The 22,339-nt window shown below is 46.3% G+C and carries 24 protein-coding genes and 1 pseudogene; 8 read left to right on the top strand and 17 right to left on the bottom strand.

The genetic code is table 11. The features are described 5' to 3' along the window. A pseudogene (locus tag QUA36_RS25535) lies at nt 1–516 on the top strand (hypothetical protein); the annotation flags it as partial. 116 nt (nt 517–632) lie between these two features. On the opposite strand, the gene QUA36_RS25530 reads toward QUA36_RS25535, so the two are convergent. Together QUA36_RS25530 and QUA36_RS25525 are read right to left on the bottom strand one after the other, a co-directional pair. Continuing rightward, nucleotides 633–1,115 carry a hypothetical protein gene (locus QUA36_RS25530; RefSeq protein ID WP_333369731.1) on the bottom strand — a complete coding sequence of 161 codons (483 nt, stop codon included), beginning with the start codon at nt 1,113–1,115 and terminating at the stop codon, nt 633–635. A gap of 38 nt (nt 1,116–1,153) precedes the next feature. Next, the gene (locus tag QUA36_RS25525) at nt 1,154–1,516 is read right to left on the bottom strand and encodes a hypothetical protein (RefSeq protein ID WP_333369730.1); all 363 of its coding nucleotides are present in this window, start codon (nt 1,514–1,516) and stop codon (nt 1,154–1,156) included. A 3-nt stretch (nt 1,517–1,519) separates the two neighbouring features. Here QUA36_RS25525 and QUA36_RS25520 point away from each other — a divergent pair, with 3 nt between their 5' ends. The 3 genes from QUA36_RS25520 to QUA36_RS25510 all read left to right on the top strand — a co-directional run bounded on the left by QUA36_RS25520 (nt 1,520) and on the right by QUA36_RS25510 (nt 3,469). Continuing rightward, on the top strand, nt 1,520–1,909 hold the full coding sequence (locus QUA36_RS25520; RefSeq protein ID WP_333369729.1) for a substrate-binding domain-containing protein: 390 nt from the start codon (nt 1,520–1,522) through the stop codon (nt 1,907–1,909). A gap of 233 nt (nt 1,910–2,142) precedes the next feature. Then, entirely contained in the window at nt 2,143–2,781 is a 639-nt protein-coding gene (locus tag QUA36_RS25515) for a lysophospholipid acyltransferase family protein (protein ID WP_333164213.1), read from the top strand. Between the two features lie 154 nt (nt 2,782–2,935). Next, nucleotides 2,936–3,469 carry a hypothetical protein gene (locus tag QUA36_RS25510; RefSeq protein ID WP_333459516.1) on the top strand — a complete coding sequence of 178 codons (534 nt, stop codon included), beginning with the start codon at nt 2,936–2,938 and terminating at the stop codon, nt 3,467–3,469. Between the two features lie 266 nt (nt 3,470–3,735). On the opposite strand, the gene QUA36_RS25505 is transcribed toward QUA36_RS25510, so the two are convergent. The 8 genes from QUA36_RS25505 to QUA36_RS25470 form a co-directional block, all read right to left on the bottom strand. Continuing rightward, nucleotides 3,736–4,281, bottom strand: coding sequence for a GAF domain-containing protein (locus QUA36_RS25505; protein ID WP_333455476.1), 546 nt, complete (start codon nt 4,279–4,281; stop codon nt 3,736–3,738). Between the two features lie 171 nt (nt 4,282–4,452). Next, nucleotides 4,453–5,043 carry a YdcF family protein gene (locus QUA36_RS25500; RefSeq protein WP_333459515.1) on the bottom strand — a complete coding sequence of 197 codons (591 nt, stop codon included), beginning with the start codon at nt 5,041–5,043 and terminating at the stop codon, nt 4,453–4,455. A gap of 722 nt (nt 5,044–5,765) precedes the next feature. Next, nucleotides 5,766–6,596 carry a GUN4 domain-containing protein gene (locus QUA36_RS25495; protein ID WP_333455479.1) on the bottom strand — a complete coding sequence of 277 codons (831 nt, stop codon included), beginning with the start codon at nt 6,594–6,596 and terminating at the stop codon, nt 5,766–5,768. Nucleotides 6,597–6,746: 150 nt separating this feature from the next. Beyond that, nucleotides 6,747–7,889: a hybrid sensor histidine kinase/response regulator gene (locus tag QUA36_RS25490; protein WP_333459514.1), complete on the bottom strand. Its 1,143-nt coding sequence runs from the start codon at nt 7,887–7,889 to the stop codon at nt 6,747–6,749. A 150-nt stretch (nt 7,890–8,039) separates the two neighbouring features. Next, on the bottom strand, nt 8,040–10,697 hold the full coding sequence (locus QUA36_RS25485) for a GAF domain-containing protein (RefSeq protein ID WP_333454089.1): 2,658 nt from the start codon (nt 10,695–10,697) through the stop codon (nt 8,040–8,042). 582 nt (nt 10,698–11,279) lie between these two features. Then, nucleotides 11,280–12,413, bottom strand: a complete 1,134-nt coding sequence (locus QUA36_RS25480; protein WP_333459513.1) for a glycosyltransferase — start codon at nt 12,411–12,413, stop codon at nt 11,280–11,282. 682 nt (nt 12,414–13,095) lie between these two features. Continuing rightward, the gene (locus QUA36_RS25475; RefSeq protein WP_015175194.1) at nt 13,096–14,244 is read right to left on the bottom strand and encodes an NAD-dependent epimerase/dehydratase family protein; all 1,149 of its coding nucleotides are present in this window, start codon (nt 14,242–14,244) and stop codon (nt 13,096–13,098) included. 110 nt (nt 14,245–14,354) lie between these two features. Then, a complete protein-coding gene (locus QUA36_RS25470) occupies nt 14,355–14,945 on the bottom strand; it encodes a chromophore lyase CpcT/CpeT (RefSeq protein ID WP_333164193.1) in 591 nt (196 codons plus the stop codon). A gap of 199 nt (nt 14,946–15,144) precedes the next feature. On the opposite strand from QUA36_RS25470, the gene QUA36_RS25465 reads away from it, so the two are divergent. Beyond that, nucleotides 15,145–15,369 (top strand): KTSC domain-containing protein, encoded by a 225-nt coding sequence (locus QUA36_RS25465; RefSeq protein ID WP_333164190.1) that lies wholly within the window; start codon nt 15,145–15,147, stop codon nt 15,367–15,369. 12 nt (nt 15,370–15,381) lie between these two features. Here QUA36_RS25465 and QUA36_RS25460 read toward each other — a convergent pair whose 3' ends face one another. Beyond that, nucleotides 15,382–15,534, bottom strand: coding sequence for a hypothetical protein (locus QUA36_RS25460; RefSeq protein WP_333459512.1), 153 nt, complete (start codon nt 15,532–15,534; stop codon nt 15,382–15,384). Between the two features lie 36 nt (nt 15,535–15,570). Here QUA36_RS25460 and QUA36_RS25455 point away from each other — a divergent pair, with 36 nt between their 5' ends. Beyond that, entirely contained in the window at nt 15,571–15,984 is a 414-nt protein-coding gene (locus tag QUA36_RS25455) for an SET domain-containing protein-lysine N-methyltransferase (RefSeq protein WP_333459511.1), read from the top strand. A gap of 181 nt (nt 15,985–16,165) precedes the next feature. On the opposite strand, the gene petL is transcribed toward QUA36_RS25455, so the two are convergent. Further along, nucleotides 16,166–16,267 carry a cytochrome b6-f complex subunit PetL gene (gene petL / locus QUA36_RS25450; protein WP_333164181.1) on the bottom strand — a complete coding sequence of 34 codons (102 nt, stop codon included), beginning with the start codon at nt 16,265–16,267 and terminating at the stop codon, nt 16,166–16,168. A 517-nt stretch (nt 16,268–16,784) separates the two neighbouring features. On the opposite strand from petL, the gene aroB reads away from it, so the two are divergent. Further along, the gene (gene aroB / locus QUA36_RS25445) at nt 16,785–17,879 is read left to right on the top strand and encodes a 3-dehydroquinate synthase (RefSeq protein ID WP_333164178.1); all 1,095 of its coding nucleotides are present in this window, start codon (nt 16,785–16,787) and stop codon (nt 17,877–17,879) included. Nucleotides 17,880–17,975: 96 nt separating this feature from the next. On the opposite strand, the gene QUA36_RS25440 is transcribed toward aroB, so the two are convergent. Next, entirely contained in the window at nt 17,976–18,746 is a 771-nt protein-coding gene (locus tag QUA36_RS25440) for a tetratricopeptide repeat protein (protein ID WP_333459510.1), read from the bottom strand. Between the two features lie 191 nt (nt 18,747–18,937). Between QUA36_RS25440 and QUA36_RS25435 the strand changes: the two genes are divergently transcribed. Continuing rightward, nucleotides 18,938–19,774, top strand: coding sequence for a stomatin-like protein (locus QUA36_RS25435; RefSeq protein WP_333369714.1), 837 nt, complete (start codon nt 18,938–18,940; stop codon nt 19,772–19,774). On the opposite strand, the gene folP is transcribed toward QUA36_RS25435, so the two are convergent. From folP to QUA36_RS25415, 4 genes are all read right to left on the bottom strand, one after another. After that, the gene (folP, locus tag QUA36_RS25430; protein ID WP_333459509.1) at nt 19,765–20,613 is read right to left on the bottom strand and encodes a dihydropteroate synthase; all 849 of its coding nucleotides are present in this window, start codon (nt 20,611–20,613) and stop codon (nt 19,765–19,767) included. The two genes, QUA36_RS25435 and folP, sit on opposite strands and share 10 nt — an antisense overlap. 103 nt (nt 20,614–20,716) lie before the next feature. Further along, entirely contained in the window at nt 20,717–21,046 is a 330-nt protein-coding gene (locus QUA36_RS25425) for a hypothetical protein (RefSeq protein WP_333459508.1), read from the bottom strand. A gap of 217 nt (nt 21,047–21,263) precedes the next feature. Continuing rightward, nucleotides 21,264–21,989, bottom strand: a complete 726-nt coding sequence (gene tpiA / locus QUA36_RS25420) for a triose-phosphate isomerase (RefSeq protein ID WP_333459517.1) — start codon at nt 21,987–21,989, stop codon at nt 21,264–21,266. Between the two features lie 75 nt (nt 21,990–22,064). Continuing rightward, a complete protein-coding gene (locus tag QUA36_RS25415) occupies nt 22,065–22,250 on the bottom strand; it encodes a PCP reductase family protein (RefSeq protein WP_333164169.1) in 186 nt (61 codons plus the stop codon). Between the last annotated feature and the right edge of the window lie 89 nt (nt 22,251–22,339).

The following is a 22,339-nucleotide window of genomic DNA, read 5'->3' as shown; positions in this document are numbered from 1 at the left end:
GGCTCAGATTCATTGATATTTTCCTCGCTTTTTTTTACTATAGCATTTTCTGTACTCTTTGAGCGGGAAAGGAGTAAGGAGTTTGATGATGTACCAAAAATGTATACAATTCCCCAATCCGACTGGGTTAAATATTTAGAAGGCATAAATTTTAGGCTACAAAATGAACGAGGAGATGAAATATCTTTAGTAAGATTTGTAGGTGCTGCTGGAACTGCTAAAATTACGGCTACAATTGCTGCTAAAGCAGGTAGTAAAACTGTAGCTGCTCTTTCTGCGAAACTCGGAAGTATGATTGAACCTACCCTTGCCATAGGTTTAATCGCTTGGGATTATTGGGATTATACTCAAGGAGTTAAAGAAGACAAGCCCCGTTTGCGTGAAGATTTAGTCAACTCTTTACATGACATCAAAAAATCTATTTTAAGCGAGCCAGAACATAGTGTAATGTGGGTTGTCAATGAATTAGAGGAAAAAATTAAAAACAATGTTTTGCAGGCGAAGTTTCCGGCTTAAAAGTTTAGAAGTGATATGCTTTCTATATAGATAGAACTTTTACGCTGCGTCAGGGAAAATAAATCTCCTATTGGAGAATAGGACTTGCCCTGACGCACTGTTATCTCCATATTTAACTAGCGAGGCCCAGCTTCAATAGCAGAATTAGCTATTTGAAGCGTTTCCTCTCGCCCATTCTTCATCGTTACTCGATACAAAACGCCTTGATACTGCCATTCAACTAAGGCCGTGCAGTAAGCACAGCAGCCATTAGAAAAAACTCCTTGTGTTCTGCCGGCTAATTTAATGGTTTTGAATTCACTCCTAAATCCTCTAGGCGGTGCTTGGGCTGCTTCTCCACCTCTTTCTGCTGAGATACTCCCGATATAGCAAGGCGTACTGCTGCAATTAGGTATGTGGCCCATTTCAACACTATAGCCATTTGTTTCTACTCGGTTTTTCAAGTAAATTTTTTCTGAGAATAAAAGCTGACTGGGGAGGAAAATTGGTACTCTCGTCTTACCTTCAATCTGCCATACAATTTCACGAACTGGAAAAGAAATACTCGATCGAGAATTACCACCTTCAGAATTAGCAGACTGAGGGCGAAACCCTTGCACAAAATTCGTCCACCGCTAAATTTTATTACCAGTAATATCTAAAATTGGAATAGAACGAGTCCTGGATATTGGTCGCCCAGCCTCCCCCTGAGAATATTCGATCGCACTACGCTCTGGTTTCCCTCAACCATAAGTATCAGCAATATCGCTAGCAAACTGACAGTTGATTCTGAATTGCCCATATCAATTTTACCATTTCCGGCGCGGTAATACCAAGTTCTACCGCCAGGGTTGGGTATCTCCTGAGAGTCCGAATATGTCACCTCAAACATCTTGGCGATATGCACGTCATAGAGGCGCAACTGACCTCCATAAGCAAATTTTGTCGTATTGGTTTCTGACACCGTAAGGGTATAATTTCCTCCGCTCAAGTTCAAGATATTTTCAAGGGAAATACTCAAAACTTGTCAAAAGTCGGCGGCCCGGCGGGCCCGATTAAAGTAATTAACAGACCGGCAGTTAGCGGCACTCACCAAATGTTTAAAGAACAAGTGCTCGGAGGTGGCGAGTTTGGCACGACGAAAAATATTACCACGCTCGATCGAGATGCGACAACTCCTCTGCTGCAAGCTTTAGGCAACAACGGCATTGGCTATGCGACTTTCGCTCAAGTAGTCAATCAGAGAACGGTGCGCGTTGTTCCAGTCAACGGTGCAACGACGGATGCGGGTAACTATCCTTACCAGCGGCAGTTGTACTACGCCTACAAAAATCCTCCTAGCCAAGCAGTTAAGGATTTCTTGGGCTACGCGACTTCTTCGGAAGGACAAAAAGCCATGCTGGCCGGAAATTGAGCCTTTGCAAACATCGGACATTCAGTGAAATAGTCCACCAGACTGAAGTCTGGCGCTACACAAGCTTGCGTCCGCGCTGGCGGACTTCTTCTTTAACCCACGTAGGTCGGTTTTGTTTGTGTAGGCGCGGTTTCCAGCCGCAGGCAACCCTACAAACATCAAAATACTATTCCTTTGTCATTGCTGAACTGATAGGCTAATATTCGATGTAATTTAAAATTTAAGGTTTTTCTGTGAGCAAAAGTCGCGAACCCGTCGAAAGTTTACTTCTCTACTATTTATTCAAATGGTCAATTGTCAGCCCGATGCTGCACCTGTACTTTCGGGGCCGCATCTATGGTGCAGAAAATGTTCCAGCAGAAGGGCCTGTGGTAGTAGTCAGCAATCACGCCAGCGATTTTGACCCGCCGATTTTGTCGAATTGCATGAGGCGACCCGTCGCATTTATGGCAAAGGAAGAGTTATTTAAAGTTCCTATTTTGAAACAGGCAATTACGCTTTACGGTGCTTATCCAGTGAAGCGGGAAAGTGCCGATCGCAGTGCAATTCGATCAGCTATCAATTCTTTGGAAAATGGCTGGGCGACGGGTGTATTTTTGCAGGGAACTCGCACCCCAGACGGCAGAATTACTGAACCGAAATTAGGGGCGGCGCTGATAGCTGCTAAGGCAAAAGCGCCACTGTTACCTGTTAGTTTGTGGGGAACTCACGCGATTTCCTCGAAAGGTTCGGGAATGCCGCGTCCGGTGCCGCTGACGGTGCGAATTGGCAAGCTAATTGAAGCGCCCGGTTCGTCGGATCGCGAGGAGTTGCAAGCCTTGACTCAAAGATGTGCGATCGAGATTAATGCCATGCACGATTTGGGTCGCTGATTTTATAACTTTTGTTGCTGTTTTTCAGATTATATCTACAGATAGATGAATGCTGAAGATAAACATCGAAAAATATCAATATAAGTGATTGAAAACAAGCACAATAATTAGGCTTGAATTTGAGTTTAATGGGACAGGAGATAAGAAGAAAGATATGGTAACAAGCAATCAAACCCGCGCGTTGGGATTGTTTTCTAACCGCGAAGATGCCGAGCAAGCTCTGGCAGAATTGAAATCTTCCGGGTTTCCAATGGATAAAGTTTCGGTTGTTGCTAGGGATGCAGGTGAGTCTGTAGGCGATACTCAAACGATCGCTCAGGTGGGCGATAAAAATCTAGACACAGGAGCAGGAGTGGTAGCAGACACTCTGACAAATAGTGCTTTAGCCACCGTGCTAGTGGGTCTCGGAAGTTTAGCTATTCCCGGAATCGGGCCGATGATTGCAGCGGGGACTTTCGGGGCGTCACTGGTGGCTAGCGTAGCAAGCACTGGCGTCTCGGCGGCGGCTTTCGGTGGGGTGGTGAAGGCCTTGACTGACTTGGGAATTCCCGAAGAAACAGCTAGAGTTTACACCGATCGCCTGCACGCCGGCGATTATTTGGTGGTAGTAGATGGCACTGAGGATGATATTAGTCGGGCTCAAGGGATTTTCAGCGGTCGGGGCATTCAAAATTGGGGCGTTTTTTAAACAAGAATTGTGCACCAAGTCTATCTCTAGGGCGATGCACATTTCACCCTTGGTAAGGACAATTAGCTCAAATTTACTACCCGACTTTTGTTTGAAAATTAGCCCATCGCTCCCCCCTAAATTAAAAAGGGGGGAACCGGAAACGGTGTTTATTCTGCCAGAAAGGGGATTGAGATTCGGCTAAAACCACTATCTAGACGTGGTTTTAGTCTTAAGTTGACATTCATTCATTGCCCACCCGCTCCCTACAGGTAAATTATTGATTTTTATCGCTTATCTTTTGATGCTGAGGCGGTGACATAAGCAACAGCTAAAGGCGAAATTTTTTCTGTAACTGCTGCGATAATTTGGCGATCGAAGTCAGTCCAAACTCTGGGGCGATCGAACATACAAGGCTGCAAAACCCCCCACAATAAGCCTTCAGCACAAAGGTGAGCGTGAATCAAAGCTCGATGTCCGAACTCTTTTGCCTCAAAATTTTTGTTGACAACTTCAGGATTTGCTGTCTCAACATCCTCAACAAAAATCGACGGTTCAGTTCGCAAAGCTGCTGCAAATAAAGGGTCTTCTTCCCCTAAAGATTCGGGTTCTTTTTTCCATTCCGCGTCCCCAATCTCTGGAAAATTTGAGTTGCGACGCCAGCAGTAAGGTACTCTGCCCATTTGCGTTTCAGGATTGCGGAGGTAGAGAAAGACCCGATCGCAATTTAACACCTCCCCTAAAGCCGACACCAAAGCCGAAAAAACAGCATCCGGCGTTTTGCTGTCACTCAAAATTTGCTCTAGAACTTGTGGCAGAATTTGGTCGCTCATTAACTTTAGCTATTGAAGTTCATCTACTGATTTTAAACTACTCGTTCTATTCTCTTCTGTTAGGCATTGGTCATCAGCGTCTTCCCGGTGTCTTAAATCGCTATAGAAGACAAGTTTTAAAACCAGAGGGAATGGGAAAAAATTTAAAACTTGCTCAATGCTTTCCTTTGTTTATTCAATTCTGGCTTGGCTGAAGTTAGCACCCGTATAACCGGTTGTCAGCCAAAGAATAGCCCTAGCCCCGTCGCGAACAGCTTTTTGCACTGGTTCGGGGGTTCGCCCAGACGGAACTGCCACCGGCTTAAAGCTAATGCCTCGACTGCCGAGTACGATTTCGCCGATAATCTGAGCTCGCCGCATATGATCGTCAGAAGTGATCAGATACACGCTCTCAATCCCTCTAGCTTTCAATTCATCTACCAGGGTGGTAAAATTTGTTACCGTATCCACCGCTCTGTAGTCTAAGTGCAGGCGATCGGACTCAATTCCCGCTTCTGAAAAGACCCATTCCGCGAACTCAGGATTGCTGCCAGACGACACCCAAATCGGCAATTCAGGATACTTCTGAGCAAATTTGGCGGCAAACACCTCTCGCTCCGTAGCCCCACCTAGAACTAACACAGCTTGGGGTCTCTGAAATTCGCTCTTAACCTGCTGATAGCCCAACCAACACGCCATCAAAAGCCCTACTAGGAACCAAAAACTGCGTGAAGTCTTCAAAGGCTTGTAACGCTGCGTGTTTGAATTGATTCTTAACCACATCTAAACCTATAAAAATTTTATGTAACTCACAAAGGAACCATAACAAAAAATACCGCACGTATAGCCCACTAACAGGAATTAAAAATTAAAATTTAAAAAAGGGTCGGGGGATCATAGGATTTTAGATTTTAGATTTTAGATTTTAGATTGACTCTACACTTATGTTGGGGGCTTAAACGGGGGATTTTAGATTTTAGATTTCAGATTGACTCTAGAGAGAGAGGTTCTGCGTAAGTCCTCGTCTTTCAGCAAGTATTCGTCTGTGGGCGAATTCGTTAGCGGATATGCAAAAAAGAGGGGCAAAACTTAAGCTTTCCCCTCCTGATTTTAATTTTTCTTGATTTTTAACGGGACTGGCCGGGTTCGAACCGGCGACCTAGCGCTTCAGATTTGTGTGAGTTTCCCCACTCTCTGGACTATACCTTCACCATAGGCTTGCAGCCTTTAGGTGGTGACCGTCTAGTCTCTAAACCTTCCTGATTTCAATATAGGCGATTGTTTAATCGCGCTGAACTCAGGCTTGGCTTGGTATTGCCTTAGAGTCATAGGAATCCACGAACTCTTTAGGTTTCACCAAATTTGACCACATTCACTCCTAGAGTTTCCTCGCAGGGTGCCCGATTCTTCAGGAGGCGCTTGCTCTATCCATCTGAGCCACAGCCCCAGTTGCTAAACCGTTTTGATTATAGCAGTTAATGTCGATTTTGATTTTTTTTTGATGATTACCGATCGCCAGTTGCGAGTTTCGCAGCGATGCGGGCAAAGTTTTCTGCTGCGGTAAGTTTACCAGCACCGTAACAGGCGCGCTGCCTCCATGCGGTGACGGGAAGATGTCCGGGGGGAGCATCTTCGTTGAAGGAGAGCTCGCTGTAATATTTCCAATTTTCCTTGACTCGCCAGCCGACTCGATCGCAAAATTCAGTATAATTTGCCCCGGTACTTTCCCAAATCTGCTGCTGCACGCTCAACCCGAACCGCCCGCTGCTGTATTGTTGCCAAAGTCGGTCGATCGTGCGAAGGTCTGTAGGAGGAAAACTGTCAATATCGGCTGCACTCAGCCAGCCTTCGTCTTCCCTGACAGCGATTTGCAGCAAGATTTCCCAAGTGTGTTCATCAGCTTTGCGCCATTTTCCAGTTTCTAATAGCTTTGTCAGTTGGCGGTAGTCCATCCCTACTTCGGAGATAGCTGGAGTTGAGTCAGGTATGGCGCCGATTTTGTCTTCTAGTCGCAGTAGAGTGCTGACAATCAATTCGGGGTTTAGTTGTTCGAGCCGGTACAGAACCCATTCTAACTGAGATTGAATGTATGTGCGGGCGATCGCACCTTGCTGCACTTCCCCCTGCAACTCATCAAATTTAGCTAACCAATTTTGTTGATTGCGGGCCAATTCCCACATTTGTTTTGCCCACTGCAATCTAACTTGTTCTTTTTTTAAATAAGTTTTGGAAGGCTTAGCACGCTGCGGGTAGGGAGTCAAATCCCAGCCGCAAATCGAGCACAACTCTGCTTTTTCTTCTATGTATTCAGCACCGCACACTGGACAGTTAGACATATCGCCATAAATTCGGTTGCCAAGTCATTATATGACATCTGGTAAATTAACCATAATTCGATTAGGTACGCACTTCGCACGGTACAATTACAGTTTATCTGTAGTAATGTGCGCCTTTCGCACCCTAAAGTTAGAGTTATTTATATCGCTCTAACAAGGCAAGCGAATAGTAAACAAACTGCCTTTGCCCAACTCTGATTTTACCTCGATCGTGCCGCGGTGAGCTTCGACTATTTGGCGGCAGAGGTGTAGTCCCAAACCTGTACTGGATCTCCTGTGAGTTCCCGCGCCAAACCTTTCAAATAACTTTGCTTTTTCGCTGGGAGAAAGGCCGGCACCGGTGTCTTTGATTTCTATAATTACCCATGCCAGCGGTTGGTTTTTGAAGCTAGTATAAGCAGGTGAATTGGCAGCTTTTAAGCTGACATCTATTGAGCCGTTGTCGGTGAATTTAATCGAATTTCCGATGAGATTTGTCAGCAAGCGGTGCAGTTCCAGACGATCGCCCGGATACTTCGCAATCGGTGCACTTTCTGCACTTTCTGTCAAGTCTAAATTTACCGACAAACCTTTAGCATCCGCTAAAGGAGCTAGTTCTTCAGCTACCTCAGTAATAAGCTGGCGCAAATCCACGGGAGCGAAACTTAGGGATTTGGCGCCTGCTTCGTAGCGGTAGACTTCCAGCAGCATATTTACGAGCGCGATCAGGTTTTTGTTGCTGCGAACCATCGTCCCGAAAGCCTCGCGCATCTGGGGCGAAATTTCTCCCAAAGCTCCCTGCTGCATTAAACTTAGCATTCGATCGGCTGCTACCAGGGGCGTTCGCAAGTCGTGAGCGAGCCGGGAGACAAAATCTTCCCGCTGGAGAGCGATCGAATTGCGCTCGTCTACGCTGTGTTTTAGCCGCAGGAGCGATCTTACCCTCGCCAGCAGTTCGTCCATTTCGACTGGTTTGCGGATGAAATCGTCTGCTCCCATATCCAATCCCTGCACTACGCTCGCACTGTCGTGAGCAGTGATCAGCAAAATCGGCATAAAGGGCAATTCCTTATTATCTCGGATTCGTTTAGTGACTTCGTAACCATCCATTCCCGGCATCATCACGTCTAGCAGTACCAAATCCGGGGCTGACTTCTCAATTTGACTCAAGGCAGAAAAGCCGTTTTCGGCCGTGCTAATTTCGTAACCTTCTTCTTCTAGGATTGTTTGAACCAACAAAACATTATCTGGTGCGTCGTCTACCACCAGAATGCGATCGGCTTTTGTGGCATTCGGAACAGATAAATAACTCATTTAATTGTTAGCCGGGAAATAAATACTAACTTTAATATGGCATCCGATTTATCTTTTCACATTTTTACACTTGTTAACTCTGTCATAAGGAAGATTTCAAAACTTTATCAAATCTTTTTACTTTTGAGCACTCGGATGTAATATAGTTTACTACTTGGTTGTCATCGTATGCACACCGTCCCAATCATCGGGCGGAGGTACTTCCAAATAGCTCAGGGATCGGTCGAGGTGAACTTCCACAGGTCGATCGCTCGGTCGCATTGCTAAAGCCGCTTCAAAATAACTAATAGCTTTCTGAAAATTTCTAGTAATATAAGCATCCCTACCGTTACTGTAAAGTTCCAAAAACCGAACGGTTTCCCCATCGATGGGTTCAGAACTATTTTGCAGCAACTCGTAAATACCTACCGGCTGATTTTTGCCCTTAACTCGCACCTTGTCTAACTCTCGCACCCAAATTCTTTCGCGACACAAACTGTATGTAGATTCGCTCAAAATTATATCGCAGCCGTACTCCTTTGTAAGCTGTTCCAACCGCGAACTCAAATTCACCGCATCCCCTATTACCGTGTAATCCATTCGCTTTTGAGAACCGATATTTCCCGAAACCACATCTCCGGAACTAATCCCAATTCCGAAGCGAAACGGATCTTCGCCGGGGCGAGAATCATTAAACTCTTGCAAACGCCGACGCATATCTAAAGCTGACTGAACCGCCATCCAACCGTGACTTTCCGGAGGATTTAGTGGCAGGGGCGCGCCGAAAACCGCCATTAAAGCATCGCCAATAAACTTGTCTAAAGTGCCTTCGTAGTGAAAAACGGCCTCCACCATCGTCTCAAAATATTCGTTCAGCAGAGATACCACATCCGACGCTCCCAAATTTTCGGTCAGCGTGGTGTAGCCGCGAATGTCGGAAAATAAAATAGTCACTTCTTTACGTTCGCCCACCATCAGGGCGCCTTCACCCAAAGCCATCACTTTATCTACGACTCCAGGAGTCAGGTAGCGGTACATCGTATTTTTCATCCGCTTTTCGTGGCTGATGTCTTCGAGTACCACTAAACCGCCGCGCACGCCGCCCTCTGGATTGATCAGCGGGTTGACAGTCAAATTCAAACTACGTTCAATTACTTTTATTCGAGAGGCGGGGATGGGTAGCGGACAATAAGGGTGATACAGCGCAGAATTTCGCAGCGCAAATAGAGATTGGGCATTAGCTAATTCTGCCAGTGCTACTTCCTCAGTCCACGCGCGGTTTTCGCCCCAAGCGTAATATAAATTAGGATCAGTGCGATCGGGCACTGCCAAAATATAACTTTCTTCTTCTTCTTGTTCTTTTTTTTGGGAATTTAGCGTTTTTTCTACCAACAGTCCCACAGTTAAGCTTTGTTCGGGAACGTAATGTCTGGCAGCAGTTTTGAGACTGTCTTCTAGTCGAAATTGCAAATTGTCGATCGGCACAACTTCCCAAACATAGCGATTCACCAGTTTATCTTCCCAAATCTGGGGATTGTGTTTGCTTTTATCTGGATTTACCGGACAGCCCAACAATTCCAGCGCCGCTTCGTTAATCGTTACAACTCGCCCCTTCAAATCCGTGGAAATCACTGCGTCAGAAAGACTTTGCAGCATATCTTTCTGATACTGCTTTTCCACCATCACGTTCTGAAAAAGTTGAGAATTTTGCAACGCCATTCCCGCTTGGGAATTAAACGCTCGCAAAAACTCTTCGTCGGAAGGGGTGAAAGTACCTTGGTTCTTATTAATTAGCTGAGTTACCCCGATCAGCTCACCTTTAGCGTTATGCACGGGCATACACAAGACAGTCCGAGTGCGGTATCCCGTTTGCTGGTCTGTAGAGGGGTCAAAGCGGGGATCGTCGTAAGCATCTGTAATATTTAGAGGTTGACCGGTCGAAGCCACGTAGCCCGCAATTCCCTTATTAGCAGGAATGCGGAGATCTACCATCGTTTTGCCGTCGGCCTTGGCGATTTTTGTCCAAAGTTCGTTGGTTTCCCGATTTAACAAAAATAGCGTGCTGCGATCGGCCTGCATCAAGTCGCGAGCTTGATCCATGACAGATCGCAAAGTTGTTTCCAAGTCAAGACTTTGACCCAAAGTCGTGGTGGCTCTCAAAAGTGCGGCAACCCCTCGCTGGTTGCGGGCCACGACGTAGAAAGACTGACAGCTTTCGAGAATAATCCCGATCGAATCTGCAAAAGCCTGGAACTGCTGTTCGTCTTCCTCGCTAAAGGAGACATTGCCAGCTTTATTTAACAGTCTGACCACCGCTACGGGTTCATGTTGGCTCTTGCTGCTAAAAATCGGCATACAGAGGATGGTTTCGATCTCGTAGCCCGGTGGTTCGTCTACTTCGGTATTAAAATACTCGTGCGATCGAGCTTCGGCGACATTAATCGATTTTCCGGTTGTTGCTACGTAGCCTAAAATGCCTGCATCCATCGGCAAGCGCACTTCTACATCTTCGCCCGTAAGTGGATCGACTGTTTTGTGCCACAGTTGATTTTTGTTAGAGTCAACCAAAAAAATTGTTGTCCGGTCTGCTTGCAGAATTTGACCAATTTTGACAGTGAAGGCATCTAAAAGTTGCTCTAAGAGAGTTTCGAGTGCTTCATTGTTAATCAGGTCCATCGCCCGGATAAATTGCTGAAATTCAGCCGTGATAAAGTCCAGCAGGCACACTAATTCAGGAACTGGCAGGCTCTTAACACGGGAGGTCAATGCCCCCATAAAATTGACTTGAGTCAGTGTAGCCAGAACGCTACCAGCATTGGAGAATGTCATGATTAACTGCTTTCTCAGAGGGGTAGACTGACCGCAGGTCGATCGGCGCTAGATGCGACGGCGGTGCAAACTCTTGAATTTGTTTGCCAGCGCATCGGCACTCGCTTGTCGCTTTGATGAATCGTGAGTTCAAAAGTGGCGCACGCAACTTCAGTTTGCTTGTTATGTATGTTTGATCGATCTTTTTTACAACCTCGATACTGATGAGGGTTCGTCAATTCAAGCTGAACTTGAGTTCGCAAAACTGCTAGCCTGAAAATTAGGTGACAGGCTTTAGTTCGATCGAGAGTGCAATGTGGATTGGACGCCCTGTGCTCGGTCCCAGCGCGCGGTGTGACAGTTTTAGCGCACTCGGCGACCGTATCCGGTCAGGTAAAGGGCGCTATGAAAGCAGCGCGCAAGGCATTCCTACAGAGCTTACTCATAGTTTAATGGTAAACGCAACAGCAGGATAACGACGGTAATTTATGCAGCAAAAAAGTTTGATCGGTCTTTGAAAACATCCCTGTTCACTACCAACTGACGATCGAACAGCGAAGCTAAGCTGGCGGTGATGTTTAAAGGTGGTACAGATCCTGACATTTAGGCTGCTCTGGGCATGGACTCGGCAAATACTACTGATTGATAGTACCGCTGCAGTTGTGCAGCGGCGGCGGCCCAACCCCAGCGTTCAGCTTCTCGGCGAGCGTTTTGGCGCAAGGTTTCCCGTTCTTCGGGATTCGCAAACAGACGCTGGGTGGCGGCGAGTGCTCCTTCTTCGTCAGCGGGGTCAAATAAATATCCGTTAACACCGTCGGTGACGATATCGGGAATTCCGCCACTGCGCGCCGCGACTACGGGCGTTCCCGCAGCCATTGCTTCTAGGAGCACTAAGCCCAGGGTTTCGGTGCGGGAGGGAAAAATGAAGGCGTCGGCCGATGCGTAAGCAGAAGCCAATTCTTGCCCCTTGAGGTAGCCGACAAAATTGGTGGGTGTACCGGCAAAATATTGTTCCAGGGTTTGCCGGTGCGGGCCGTCTCCCACTAAGGCGAGGCGGGCGTTGGGCATCGCTGCGAGGACTGGTTTGATGCGTTCGATTTCTTTTTCTGCACCGAGGCGGCCGACGTACAGCAGCAGTGGACTGTCTGGGTTATTTGCAGAAAGGCGCGATCGCATTTCTCGACTTGCCAATTCCGGGACAAACATTTCAGTATCTACGCCGCGCTGCCACAAATCTACTCGCTCAATGCCGTGGGTTCTCAATTCCTCCACCATTGCTGTAGAAGTACACAGATTCAATTCTGCTTGGTTGTGCGCTCCTTTGAGTAGTTCCCACAATAAAGGTTCGAGGACACCAAAACCGTAATGGTGCAAATATTTCGGCAAATGCGTGTGGTAAGAAGCCAAAATCGGAATATTGAACTTTTTCCCGTAATATATACCCCCCAATCCCAAAATCGCAGGATTGACAACGTGAATAATATCCGGTTTAAACTGCTCTAATTGCCGACCTACAGCCGGAGAAGGAAGTGCCATTTTCAATTCCGGGTACATCGGCAAAGGCAAACCCTCCACACCGTAAACTCTGGCGCCTTTGTATTCTTTAATTCCGTAATCTGGAGAAAATATCAGAACTTGTTCGCCCGCGCGCTGCAAGTGATCTACAGTGTGAATCAGGCGCGTCACAATGCCGTCTATTTTCGGCAGAAATGTTTCAGTGAAAAGAGCAATTTTCATAAAAATAAGTTACTTAGGGAGCCGATAATCATAGCTTGGGGCAAACGTCATCGGTAACAGGATACACTGTGTCGGGGGGAGTCAGTCATGGCGTGCGATCGGCTGCTTTTCTACACTTCTTCATTCAGTTTCTCTACCGCTAATTCCGAGCGAGAGGTTTTTGGGATAAAATGCCAATTCCCTGAATGCCAATTGATATAATTATCCCACCTCAAAGCTATCCCACACTTTCAGCCAAGCAATTAATTCTGTAAATTTCCTGTGCTGTTCCGGCAATTTATCTCTATTTTTAAGTGACAGATAAGCCTTTGCTAACTCGCCACTAATTTAGATCACTCGGCGTTACAGCAGCCCATTCCCCTATTAAATAATAAGCCAAAACTGCCTTCGCTGAAAATCCAGGCATAACCACTAAAAGTAACAGAATGAGAATTCGACTTTTCACGGCCTTTATTCCCAAACAAGCCAGCAGTAAAAACCTGATGCCATCTTTTAATTAACCGCAGAGGACACAGAGGACACAGAGCAAAAGATAAAAAAGATAGATCATCGTAATATACAGCCAAATCCATTCAGAACTTGCGAACCCTTCTCCTCTCTTCCTCTCTTTCCTCTTGCTTCGCGCCCTTCGCGCCTTCGCGGTTCGTTAAAAAATCTCTTACCCGCAAATAGATACCAGAAATTACTTCCAAGAAACCTTCGGCAAAATCTGGTTTTTATCGACCCGATGCTGATATTTTGTAGCAAAATTCAGCAGAGAATCGAGCAGGGAATCTGAGAGATAGTGCGGTTGCAAACCGAGGTCTAGCAAATTGGTGTTTTTGGCATTGAAATAATGTTCTTCTTTCTCGACTCTGGGATTTTCGATGTTGTTGATTTCTACTTTTAATCCCATTGCCATGCCTGCTTTTTGCACCAAGGAGGCTAAGTCGCCGACGCTGAATTGTTCGGTGAATTGGTTGAAGACGCGGAATTGTCCGGCTTCGGCGGGGTTGGCGATCGCCAATTCCACGCACCGCACGGTATCCCGAATGTCTAAGAAGCTGCGGGTTTGTCCGCCAGTGCCGTAAACCGTCAAAGGATGACCGATCGCAGCTTGGATGCAAAATCTGTTCAATGCTGTCCCGAATACTCCGTCGTAGTCCAAACGGTTGATCAACAGTTCATCCATGCCGGTTTCATCTGTGAGCACGCCGTAGACTACGCCCTGATTTAAGTCGGTGGCTCTTAAACCCCAGATTTTGCAAGCAAAATGGATGTTGTGGGAGTCGTGGACTTTTGACAGGTGGTAGAAACTGCCCGGTTGTTTGGGATAGGGTAGTGTATCCTTGCGGCCGTTGTGTTCGATCGTAATGTAGCCTTCTTCAATGTCAATATTCGGCGTGCCGTATTCGCCCATTGTCCCCAATTTCACTAGGTGACAATCGGGGAAGTCTTCGCGGATGGCGTACAGCAGGTTGAGTGTCCCGACGACGTTATTGACTTGAGTAAGGACTGCGTGTTCGCGATCGATCATTGAGAAAGGTGCCGAACGCTGTTCGCCGAAATGGACGATCGCCTCTGGTGCAAATTTTCTCATGCTTTTGCTGAGAAAATCGTAGTTGGTGATGTCACCGACGAACAAGTCGATCGACTTGCCCGTTAAATCTTGCCATCGCTGGAGTCTTTGCTGAATCGGTGCGATGGGAGTGAGGGTGTCGCTGCACAGTTCCAGATCCCAGTGCCGCCGCACGAAGCTGTCGAGGATGCCAACTTCGTAACCTTTGTTAGAAAGGTAGAGTGCGGTTGCCCAACCGCAATAGCCATCGCCACCAATAACCAGGACTTTCATAAATCAACGGTGAATCTTGCTTGCCAATACTGGGTTAATGTACCAGGTATTGGTGCATTCTGAACCTTTAATCAAGCGTGTTCACCCAGGAAGGAGTCTGTTTTTTTAGATTAAACCTGAATTTCCTCGGCGAAACTAGCCCGGCGGGTGAATTCAAAAGGGCCGGCCTGGGCTCCCCAGACGTGGGCGTCGGTTTCTGGGTCACGTCCGCGATCGTGGCTAATAAACTTGTCTTGGTCTATCTCGAATTCGCTGTCTAAATAGGTTTTTTTGCCCTTTCTGACCACCATGCAGCCTTTTCCTGGTTCGACAAACCCTTTGAAGCTGTTGCCCGTCCACTGCGTAATAAACGTGCAGCCGGGAAGCAGTGTCAGTTGTGCTTTTTTGATTTCTTGCAGCCGTTGCGGGTCGCGGGAAGCGCCGTAGAATTGTTCTTCGTTTTCTATGGCATAATTTTCGATGTCGATTCGATCGCCCACCGGGACTAATTTCAAAACTCGGACTCGGTACGGTACATTCAGTTCAATATCGTAGGCTTGTTCTAGGTACAAGCTGAGCCCATCCAGAACTTCGACAGGCAAAGGCCTCATGCAGACGCGGATGTGGGCGAAGAATGGCGGATTTTCAAAGGCTTGGGCTTGGTTGCTGAAATCGGCGGCCATCCAGCGGGCGAGGGTGACGATATCGGTGGAATGAGACATATCGATTTTAGATTTTAGATTTTAGATTTTGGATTGAGGGAGTAGAAGTTATTTTAGGGGAAATTCAGGTGCGATCGCGCGCTACATCCCGGACTTCTGCGAAGTCGAGGATCTGAGTATTCTGTTTTTTTAGGCGGGCTAATTTAAATTGCAGGGCGATCGGCTATAAATAGTTAGAGAAAAGCATCGCCGAATTACCATGAAACTAGAACCTGTTGAATCTAGCATGATCCAATCTGCGGGTTATGACGAGGAAAGCTACACCCTCGAAGTTGTTTTCAATAGTGGCAAAACATATCGATACTTTGAAGTTCCCAAGATTGTCTACTTGGAACTGATGGAATCAGATTCCAAAGGTAGTTATATGCTATCGGACGTTATTGATTGTTTCCCCTATGAACAAGTAAAGAAACGGCGGCGATAAGTACGGCATTAATCAACGTATCCCATTAGCGCGATCGCCCTTTTCTTCTGCCAGCGCTAGAATCTTTAGTCTAACTCGCCCCAGTGGTGCGCCCTCAATCTTCCAAAATCTCAACCAAATCTTCCATTGTGATAAAGTTGTGGTGTTGATAGTTTTAATCAGCATTTTTCGTTTATTTTCATAACAGGATAATAACACGGTATGCTACTGGTTAAGACAAAACTTGGCCTCAGTTTTATTCATGGTATTGGTCTTTTCGCAGCGCAGTTTATTCCCAAAGGTACTGTTACCTGGGAATACTCTCCATACTTCGATACGTCTTATGAAGAGGCTGATGTTGAACGTATGTCTCCTTCAGCAAAAGAACAGTTCCTAAAATATGCCTATTTTGACAATATCCTCTGTAGATATGTTCTTTGCTTTGACGATCAACGTTTCATCAATCATTGTTCGGAGTCTCCTAATATTCTTTCGACAGTGCGACGAGACGTTGCAGCAGTTGACATCTACGACGGACAAGAACTTGTTTGCAACTATAACTGTTATGATGATACTTATTTTATACGTCTTGGCATTCAGGAAATCACTTTAACACGCACCATACAATCTAGTTAAAGTGTTACAATTGCGTACTGGATTTATTGAATTAGTTAATACTAGCATAAACTTTTATAGGACAAAGCATTTGCGCCGTCAATCTACAGATAAACCTAGAGATTTGTGGCGCAAATACGTTGTCGAACTGATACTTTGGCCAGAGATTAAATCCTCTGGTTGAGACATCTAAATTAGCAAATTAGATGAGTTTGACAGCCCGCAGACCAAACATCAGCACTGTCGCCAAGCCGATCATGCCGCCAAAAATTCCGAAATAAGTTATTATTCCGCTAAGAGTCATTGCCATTTCTCCAAAACAATCAATAAAAAGACCTTTGACACTCCCCAGCTTTAATGGGTGGGGATTCTTGGTTCACTGATACACCTTAAAACTCTCTATCCTTTCGGCACCACTTAAACCAAAAACACGTTCAATAGAACTAAGTTTCGAGTTTAATTTAGAGGAGTCCCAGCGGGCTTATCTCCGCAAGCTTTAGAGGATTGCTCCCCTTGTTTCCGTATGCCCTACGGTACAACTTGAATATCAAGTATTTGATTTTGCCCTTTAACGGGTGCTCATTGGCTACCCTAGCTCTGTTTATCGTGGTTATCGCCATCCACTACGCATTACTACTTCCTATCCTGTCAAGTGGGGACACCCCAGATTTATATTGTCTTGTGATAGCGGTTTTTCAGCCTGTGCTATTTCTAGTATGCCATACTAGAGCGACACTATATCGACATTAATCCGTCGAAGTGACGGGGTTTTCAACCCAATTATCTGATAATCTAAAATCTAATATCTAAATTAGATAAATATGCAATCCATAATTAAAGTTGACTTGGGGCCACAATCTTACAATGTTTGCGTGCGATCGGGCGGATTAGACGAACTCGGCAGTCTGATGGGCGATCTAAGTTTGGGCAAAAAAGTGCTGCTGGTGTCAAATCAGTCGATTTTTAGGCAGTACGGCGAAAGAGCAACCGCAGCCCTCGAATCAGCCGGTCTGGAAGTTGGTAGCTGCATTTTACCACCGGGAGAACAGTACAAAACTTTAAATTCGGTACAGAAAATTTACGGTGCGGCTTTGGAAAACCGCTTAGAACGTTCCTCGACAATGGTCGCTTTGGGCGGCGGGGTTGTGGGCGATATGACGGGTTTTGCGGCGGCGACTTGGCTGCGGGGAATTAATGTCGTGCAGGTTCCGACTTCGCTGCTGGCGATGGTTGATGCTTCTATTGGGGGCAAAACGGGGGTAAATCATCCTTTAGGGAAGAATTTAATCGGGGCTTTTCACCAGCCACGTTTGGTGTTAATTGACCCGGATGTACTCAAAACTCTGCCGGCGAGGGAGTTTCGTTCGGCGATGGCGGAAGTCATCAAGTACGGGGTGATTTGGGATGCTGAACTTTTTGGGAAGTTGGAGAATTGCAAGCGTTTGGATCAAATGCGCTATGTGAAGGCGGATTTGTTGGCTGAAATTTTGAGCAGGTCTTGCCAAGCTAAGGCTGAGGTGGTCAGCAAAGACGAGAAGGAATCGGGTTTGCGGGCGATTTTGAATTACGGACACACCATTGGTCATGCTGTGGAAAGTTTGACCAATTACAAGGTGATTAATCACGGGGAAGGAGTGGCAATCGGCATGGCTGCGTCAAGCCGGTTGGCTGTGGAGTTGGGAATGTGGGATGCTGAGTACGATCGCCGCCAGTCTGCTTTGATTGAAAAAGCGGGTTTACCTGCCAAATTGCCGGCGGGTGTCGATGTTGAGGAAATTTTGCATACTTTGCAACTGGATAAGAAGGTGCAGGATGGCAAGGTGCGGTTTGTGCTGCCGGTGCGCTTGGGTGAGGCTGCTGTGAGCGATCGGGTGGATGGGGATTTGATTATACAAGTTTTGAAGGAAATGCTTTAGATTCTCGTTTTTGGGGGTGTTTAACCGCCGCTGAACGCTGATTCACGCCGATCGCCAAAGATGTTTTTTCTTTCAATCTGCGATCGGCGGTTGAGTTTAGGAACCGCTCGACCGCGAATTAATTTCCTCCAAAATTTTATCGACTCTGTTTGCGGCTTGAGTTCTGCCTTGCTTGATAAATAACTCCTTAGCTTTTGTGAGGCTGGCTACTGCCTCCGCTTGGTTTTCCTTGTCTCCTTGCTGGTACAAACCGACTCCTAAATTGTTTAAAGCATCGGGATATCGATCGTTAATTTTAACGGCTTGTCTCCACTGAACAATTGCCTCGGGCAACTGCCCCTGACTTGCCATCGCCACGCCTAAATCGTTGTGAGCTTTGGCGTGCTTCGGGTTGACTTCAATTGCTTTTTGGAATAGAGTGATCGCATCGCTCATTTTACCTTGCCCCGACAGCATAGTTCCCAACTTGTAATAAGCATCCGCTTCTTTGGGATAGCGAGCGATTAGTTGCCGGTACAAAGCTTCGGCATTGACAGCATTTCCTTGACCGTAAAGGTCGTTGGCAGTTCTCAAACCCACCGTGTAGCCTTTACCTACAACTTGGCACTTTTTCTCGGAGTTGCCTTCCTGCTTGCAAATCCTGAGTTCGTCTCCCTTCATCTCGTAGGACAGAACTTCTCGAACAGCAGGGCCTCGGCGCGGTGGTTGCAAGTTCTGCGAGTGCAAGTTTTGCGAGAGTTGCAGGGCGATTGGCTCAGCTTGTGCTGGTTGGGGCACTGCGGCATTGCAGATTCCTGCACCCACCAAAATGCTTGGGGCTATCCACCTCAAAGGTTTGAACAAGCGAAACTCTCGATCGTTTTTCATGTCTTTTGTGGAAACGTGTTGTTGATATGCTGGGTTTCACTAGCGCAGTAAGAGTCGGAGCCGATGGGGCCCACCCGATGAAATAGTTAGTTATTAACAGTCGAGATATTTTAGCACTGTGGGGTCGAGTTTGAGTTAAATTAGAGTAGAATTCCGATCGATTCTCAGTTAACCTTAGCAGGAAAATAGAAATGGGGCAGTCTATTCTTACCATGCTCTTTGCGCTCATCCTCGGCTACGCTGTTAACTCCAGCGTTAAAATAGTCAGCGGTGGCGACGAAGCTTTAGTGGAACGTTTGGGTCAATACAAGCGCACTCTAAAGCCAGGATTCCACTTTATCAGTCCCCTGGTCGAAAAAGTCGTCTGCGTGGACACGACCCGTGAAAGAGTTTTAGATATTAAACCTCAGTCAGCAATCACGGGAGATAATGTGGCTCTAGAAGTCGATGCCGTGGTGTATTGGCGGGTTGTCACTTTAGAGAAAGCTTATTATGGAATCGATCAAATTGAAAATGCGATCGCCAACTTAGTTTTAACCACGTTTCGCGCTGAAATTGGTCGATTGCCAATGCAAGACATCTTGGGTTCCCGAGATGACATGAATAAAAAGTTACTCAAGAAGTTAGACGAAGCTACTCAACCTTGGGGCGTCAAAGTAATTCGCGTAGAAATTCAAAGCATTACACCTCCGAAAAGGGTGCAAGAAGCTATGGAATTGGAGCGCGCCACTAAGAGCGAGTGGCAAGCAATGGTCAATAAGGCGATCGGCACTAAGGAGTACATGAGGCTCTTAGTAGAAGCTTTAGACTCCCATCCGAATAGTAAGCAAGTTTTGAATTACTTAGTAACGGAAAAATACTTAGACGCTCAACAAAAATTGGGCGAAAGCGACAATGCCAAAATTCTGTTTATGGACCCCAGAAGCATGAGCGAAGCTCTGGGCGAGCTGATGGGTTCTATGCCCGATGTGATTCATTCTGAGGGCGGGGAAATGAAAGTTATTGATACTCCGACTTCTCAAGACTGATTCCTGAAGATAGCGTCGGCAACCAGACAAACATCGTGCATTTCTCTGACATCGTGAACTCGCAAGATATCTGCCAAATTTGCGATCGCACCTGTACAAGCCGCCGCTGTCCCCCAAATTCTTTGTTTCGCTTCTGGCTGATTCAAAATGTGACCGATGAAGCTTTTTCGCGATACTCCGACTAAAATCGGACAGTTTAAAACACGGAATTTTCGCAACTCTCGCAGAATTTCTAAGTTTTGACTGTAAGTCTTGGCAAAGCCAATACCAGGGTCGAGAATTATTTGAGATTTGTCAATCCCCGTGGCAACTGCTGCCGCAATTCGACTCTCGAAAAATTCCCCAATTTCCCCCATTAAATCCCGATAATCTGTCAGTTTTTGCATCGTCTGGGGAGTTCCCCGAATGTGCATCAAAATTATTGGTACTTTTAACTGAGCAACTGTTGACAGCATTTCCGCATCAAAAGTAGCTCCAGAAATATCGTTAATTATATCAGCTCCCGCCTCAACCCCAGCTTTGGCAACCTGCGCTCTGGTAGTATCGACCGAAATAGGAACTGAGCCAAAAATATCGGCTTTTTGTCGCAGTATTTGTACGAGAGGTATAACGCGATCTATCTCCTCTTTTAAAGATATTTCCGCTGCACCGGGCCGCGTAGATTGACCGCCAATATCAATAATATCTACACCGGATTTTACCATATTTTCCGCTTGCGCTAAAGCAGATTCTATGGTATTGAAATCTCCGCCGTCACTAAAACTGTCAGGGGTTACGTTCAAAACGCCCATCAAATAAGTGCGTTTTCCCCAATCAAAAACTTTATTTCTAATTGTCATTTTTATTGGGTGACTACCTTCTTTTTCGAGTAGCTGATCCGCCAAGTGCGATCGCGTAAGTCGGAAGGCGTGGTTAATTCCCTAAAAAGCTAGGCGACTCAATTTAAAATGCTACCAATACAGCGCCAATCGTTTGCAAGACAGAGACAACAGTCTCAATAGATAATCCCAGCGAGGTCGCCAATTGACCGAGCACCGTTGCTATTTCAGTAATTCCGGCCCCGGAACTGATTAAAGCTATCAACTGGCTGATAATTTCAGTAACAGCGGGTAATGTAGCGGGTACTTGAGCCACCAGGCCAGACAGCAACCCCACAACTCCCACTCCCGCTTTGAGAGCTGTGAGTAGTGCGGTTAGCTGCATGATCGCGTTTGGCCCTTGGGTGTGAACGTAATCTAAAATTTGTGCGATTGTTGCTACGAGTGCATCCATGCCTATGTCCTTTTAAAGTTTTATTTTACTTAAGCTCGATTTTGAATTGTTTAACAAAGTTTGCTAGAGGAGTGTATGACACTTTTCCTACTGTCCTGGTTCAAGTGTTGAAGCAAACAATTTTCCAGCTTTCGTCTGCTATAACTCTTACAGATTATCTGGTTTTGGTGTCATAACTCCTGGCATAACCCCCCAATTACTAATTACCCATTAGGACTTATTTGTAATTGACAATTCGAGCAAAACTCGCAGCTTCCAAACTCGCACCGCCTACCAGAACACCGTCAATCTCAGGCATCGCCATAACTTCATCAATATTCTCCGGTTTAACAGAACCACCGTACTGAATTGGCACGCCAGGATTAGTCAATTTACTGCGAATCAAACCAATAACTCGGTTAGCTTCCTTCGTTTCGCAAGTATCGCCAGTGCCAATTGCCCAAATCGGCTCGTAAGCAATTACCAACTTATTTTGGTCAACACCAACCAAATCTTTTTCCAATTGAGAAAAAATGTGAGCTTCTGTTTCGCCTGCATCTCGCTGCTGCTTGGTTTCCCCAACGCACAGAATCGGAATTAAATCGTATTTCTGAGCAGCTTTCAGCCGCAAATTCACCGTTTCGTCAGTTTCCCCAAAATATTGGCGGCGCTCACTGTGGCCGATGATGACATAGCGCACACCAAGTTCACTCAGCATTGGCCCGGAAATTTCCCCTGTAAAAGCTCCAGACTCTTGCCAGTGAACGTTCTGAGCACCGAGTCTGATACGGCTGCCGTGCAAATTTTTCGAGAGGACAGCCAAGGAAGTGAAGGGAACGCAAAGCACGACTTCCCGTTCCTCTGGGGTTTCCGTCAGGCAGGACATGAATCCTTGAAGAAACTCTAGGGATTCAGTCCTAGTTTTGTACATTTTCCAGTTGCCAGCAATAACTATTTTCCGCACGGGTGACTCAGTAGCTCTGTGAACATCAAAATCAGGCAACTTATAGTTTAAAGCTTTAGGGTACATTTCAAGCCCTTATTGCCCAAACTCGATGCGAGCTTGCTCAACTAAGTCAACGGTGACGACTTGGGTTTCGGCTTCGCGGGCCAACTGCTCGATGCGGACGCGAGCTTGTCCCCGGACAAAATAGGGAATATTTTTCAGCTTCGCCTTGGCTTCTGGCGTCCATTTTAAATCATCGGAAAATGCGGAATCGGGCATGGCGTATTGAGCGATCGACTACAAGCCTTCATGGATCTGGCTTTGATGGAAAGCCTGGATGTATTAAATTTACCACGATTTGCGATCGC

It is taken from the genome of Microcoleus sp. Pol10D4, assembly GCF_036701555.1.
Taxonomy (GTDB): Bacteria; Cyanobacteriota; Cyanobacteriia; order Cyanobacteriales; family Microcoleaceae; genus Microcoleus.
Note: the sequence above shows the minus strand (reverse complement) of the source record. Positions and strands in the feature narration are given on the sequence as shown.

Bases quoted from the DNA above. Each gene is read 5' to 3' on its own strand.
- QUA36_RS25440 (WP_333459510.1), bottom strand. From the start codon at position 18,746: ATGAAAAACGATCGAGAGTTTCGCTTGTTCAAACCTTTGAGGTGGATA.
- QUA36_RS25470 (WP_333164193.1), bottom strand. From the start codon at position 14,945: ATGTCTCATTCCACCGATATCGTCACCCTCGCCCGCTGGATGGCCGCC.
- QUA36_RS25415 (WP_333164169.1), bottom strand. From the start codon at position 22,250: ATGCCCGATTCCGCATTTTCCGATGATTTAAAATGGACGCCAGAAGCC.
- QUA36_RS25480 (WP_333459513.1), bottom strand. From the start codon at position 12,413: ATGAAAATTGCTCTTTTCACTGAAACATTTCTGCCGAAAATAGACGGC.
- folP (WP_333459509.1), bottom strand. From the start codon at position 20,613: ATGACAATTAGAAATAAAGTTTTTGATTGGGGAAAACGCACTTATTTG.
- petL (WP_333164181.1), bottom strand. From the start codon at position 16,267: ATGACTCTTAGCGGAATAATAACTTATTTCGGAATTTTTGGCGGCATG.
- QUA36_RS25435 (WP_333369714.1), top strand. From the start codon at position 18,938: ATGGGGCAGTCTATTCTTACCATGCTCTTTGCGCTCATCCTCGGCTAC.
- QUA36_RS25500 (WP_333459515.1), bottom strand. From the start codon at position 5,043: ATGTGGTTAAGAATCAATTCAAACACGCAGCGTTACAAGCCTTTGAAG.
- aroB (WP_333164178.1), top strand. From the start codon at position 16,785: ATGCAATCCATAATTAAAGTTGACTTGGGGCCACAATCTTACAATGTT.
- QUA36_RS25475 (WP_015175194.1), bottom strand. From the start codon at position 14,244: ATGAAAGTCCTGGTTATTGGTGGCGATGGCTATTGCGGTTGGGCAACC.
- QUA36_RS25490 (WP_333459514.1), bottom strand. From the start codon at position 7,889: ATGAGTTATTTATCTGTTCCGAATGCCACAAAAGCCGATCGCATTCTG.
- QUA36_RS25485 (WP_333454089.1), bottom strand. From the start codon at position 10,697: ATGACATTCTCCAATGCTGGTAGCGTTCTGGCTACACTGACTCAAGTC.
- QUA36_RS25495 (WP_333455479.1), bottom strand. From the start codon at position 6,596: ATGTCTAACTGTCCAGTGTGCGGTGCTGAATACATAGAAGAAAAAGCA.
- QUA36_RS25510 (WP_333459516.1), top strand. From the start codon at position 2,936: ATGGTAACAAGCAATCAAACCCGCGCGTTGGGATTGTTTTCTAACCGC.
- QUA36_RS25425 (WP_333459508.1), bottom strand. From the start codon at position 21,046: ATGGATGCACTCGTAGCAACAATCGCACAAATTTTAGATTACGTTCAC.
- QUA36_RS25465 (WP_333164190.1), top strand. From the start codon at position 15,145: ATGAAACTAGAACCTGTTGAATCTAGCATGATCCAATCTGCGGGTTAT.
- QUA36_RS25455 (WP_333459511.1), top strand. From the start codon at position 15,571: ATGCTACTGGTTAAGACAAAACTTGGCCTCAGTTTTATTCATGGTATT.
- QUA36_RS25505 (WP_333455476.1), bottom strand. From the start codon at position 4,281: ATGAGCGACCAAATTCTGCCACAAGTTCTAGAGCAAATTTTGAGTGAC.
- QUA36_RS25460 (WP_333459512.1), bottom strand. From the start codon at position 15,534: ATGCTGATTAAAACTATCAACACCACAACTTTATCACAATGGAAGATT.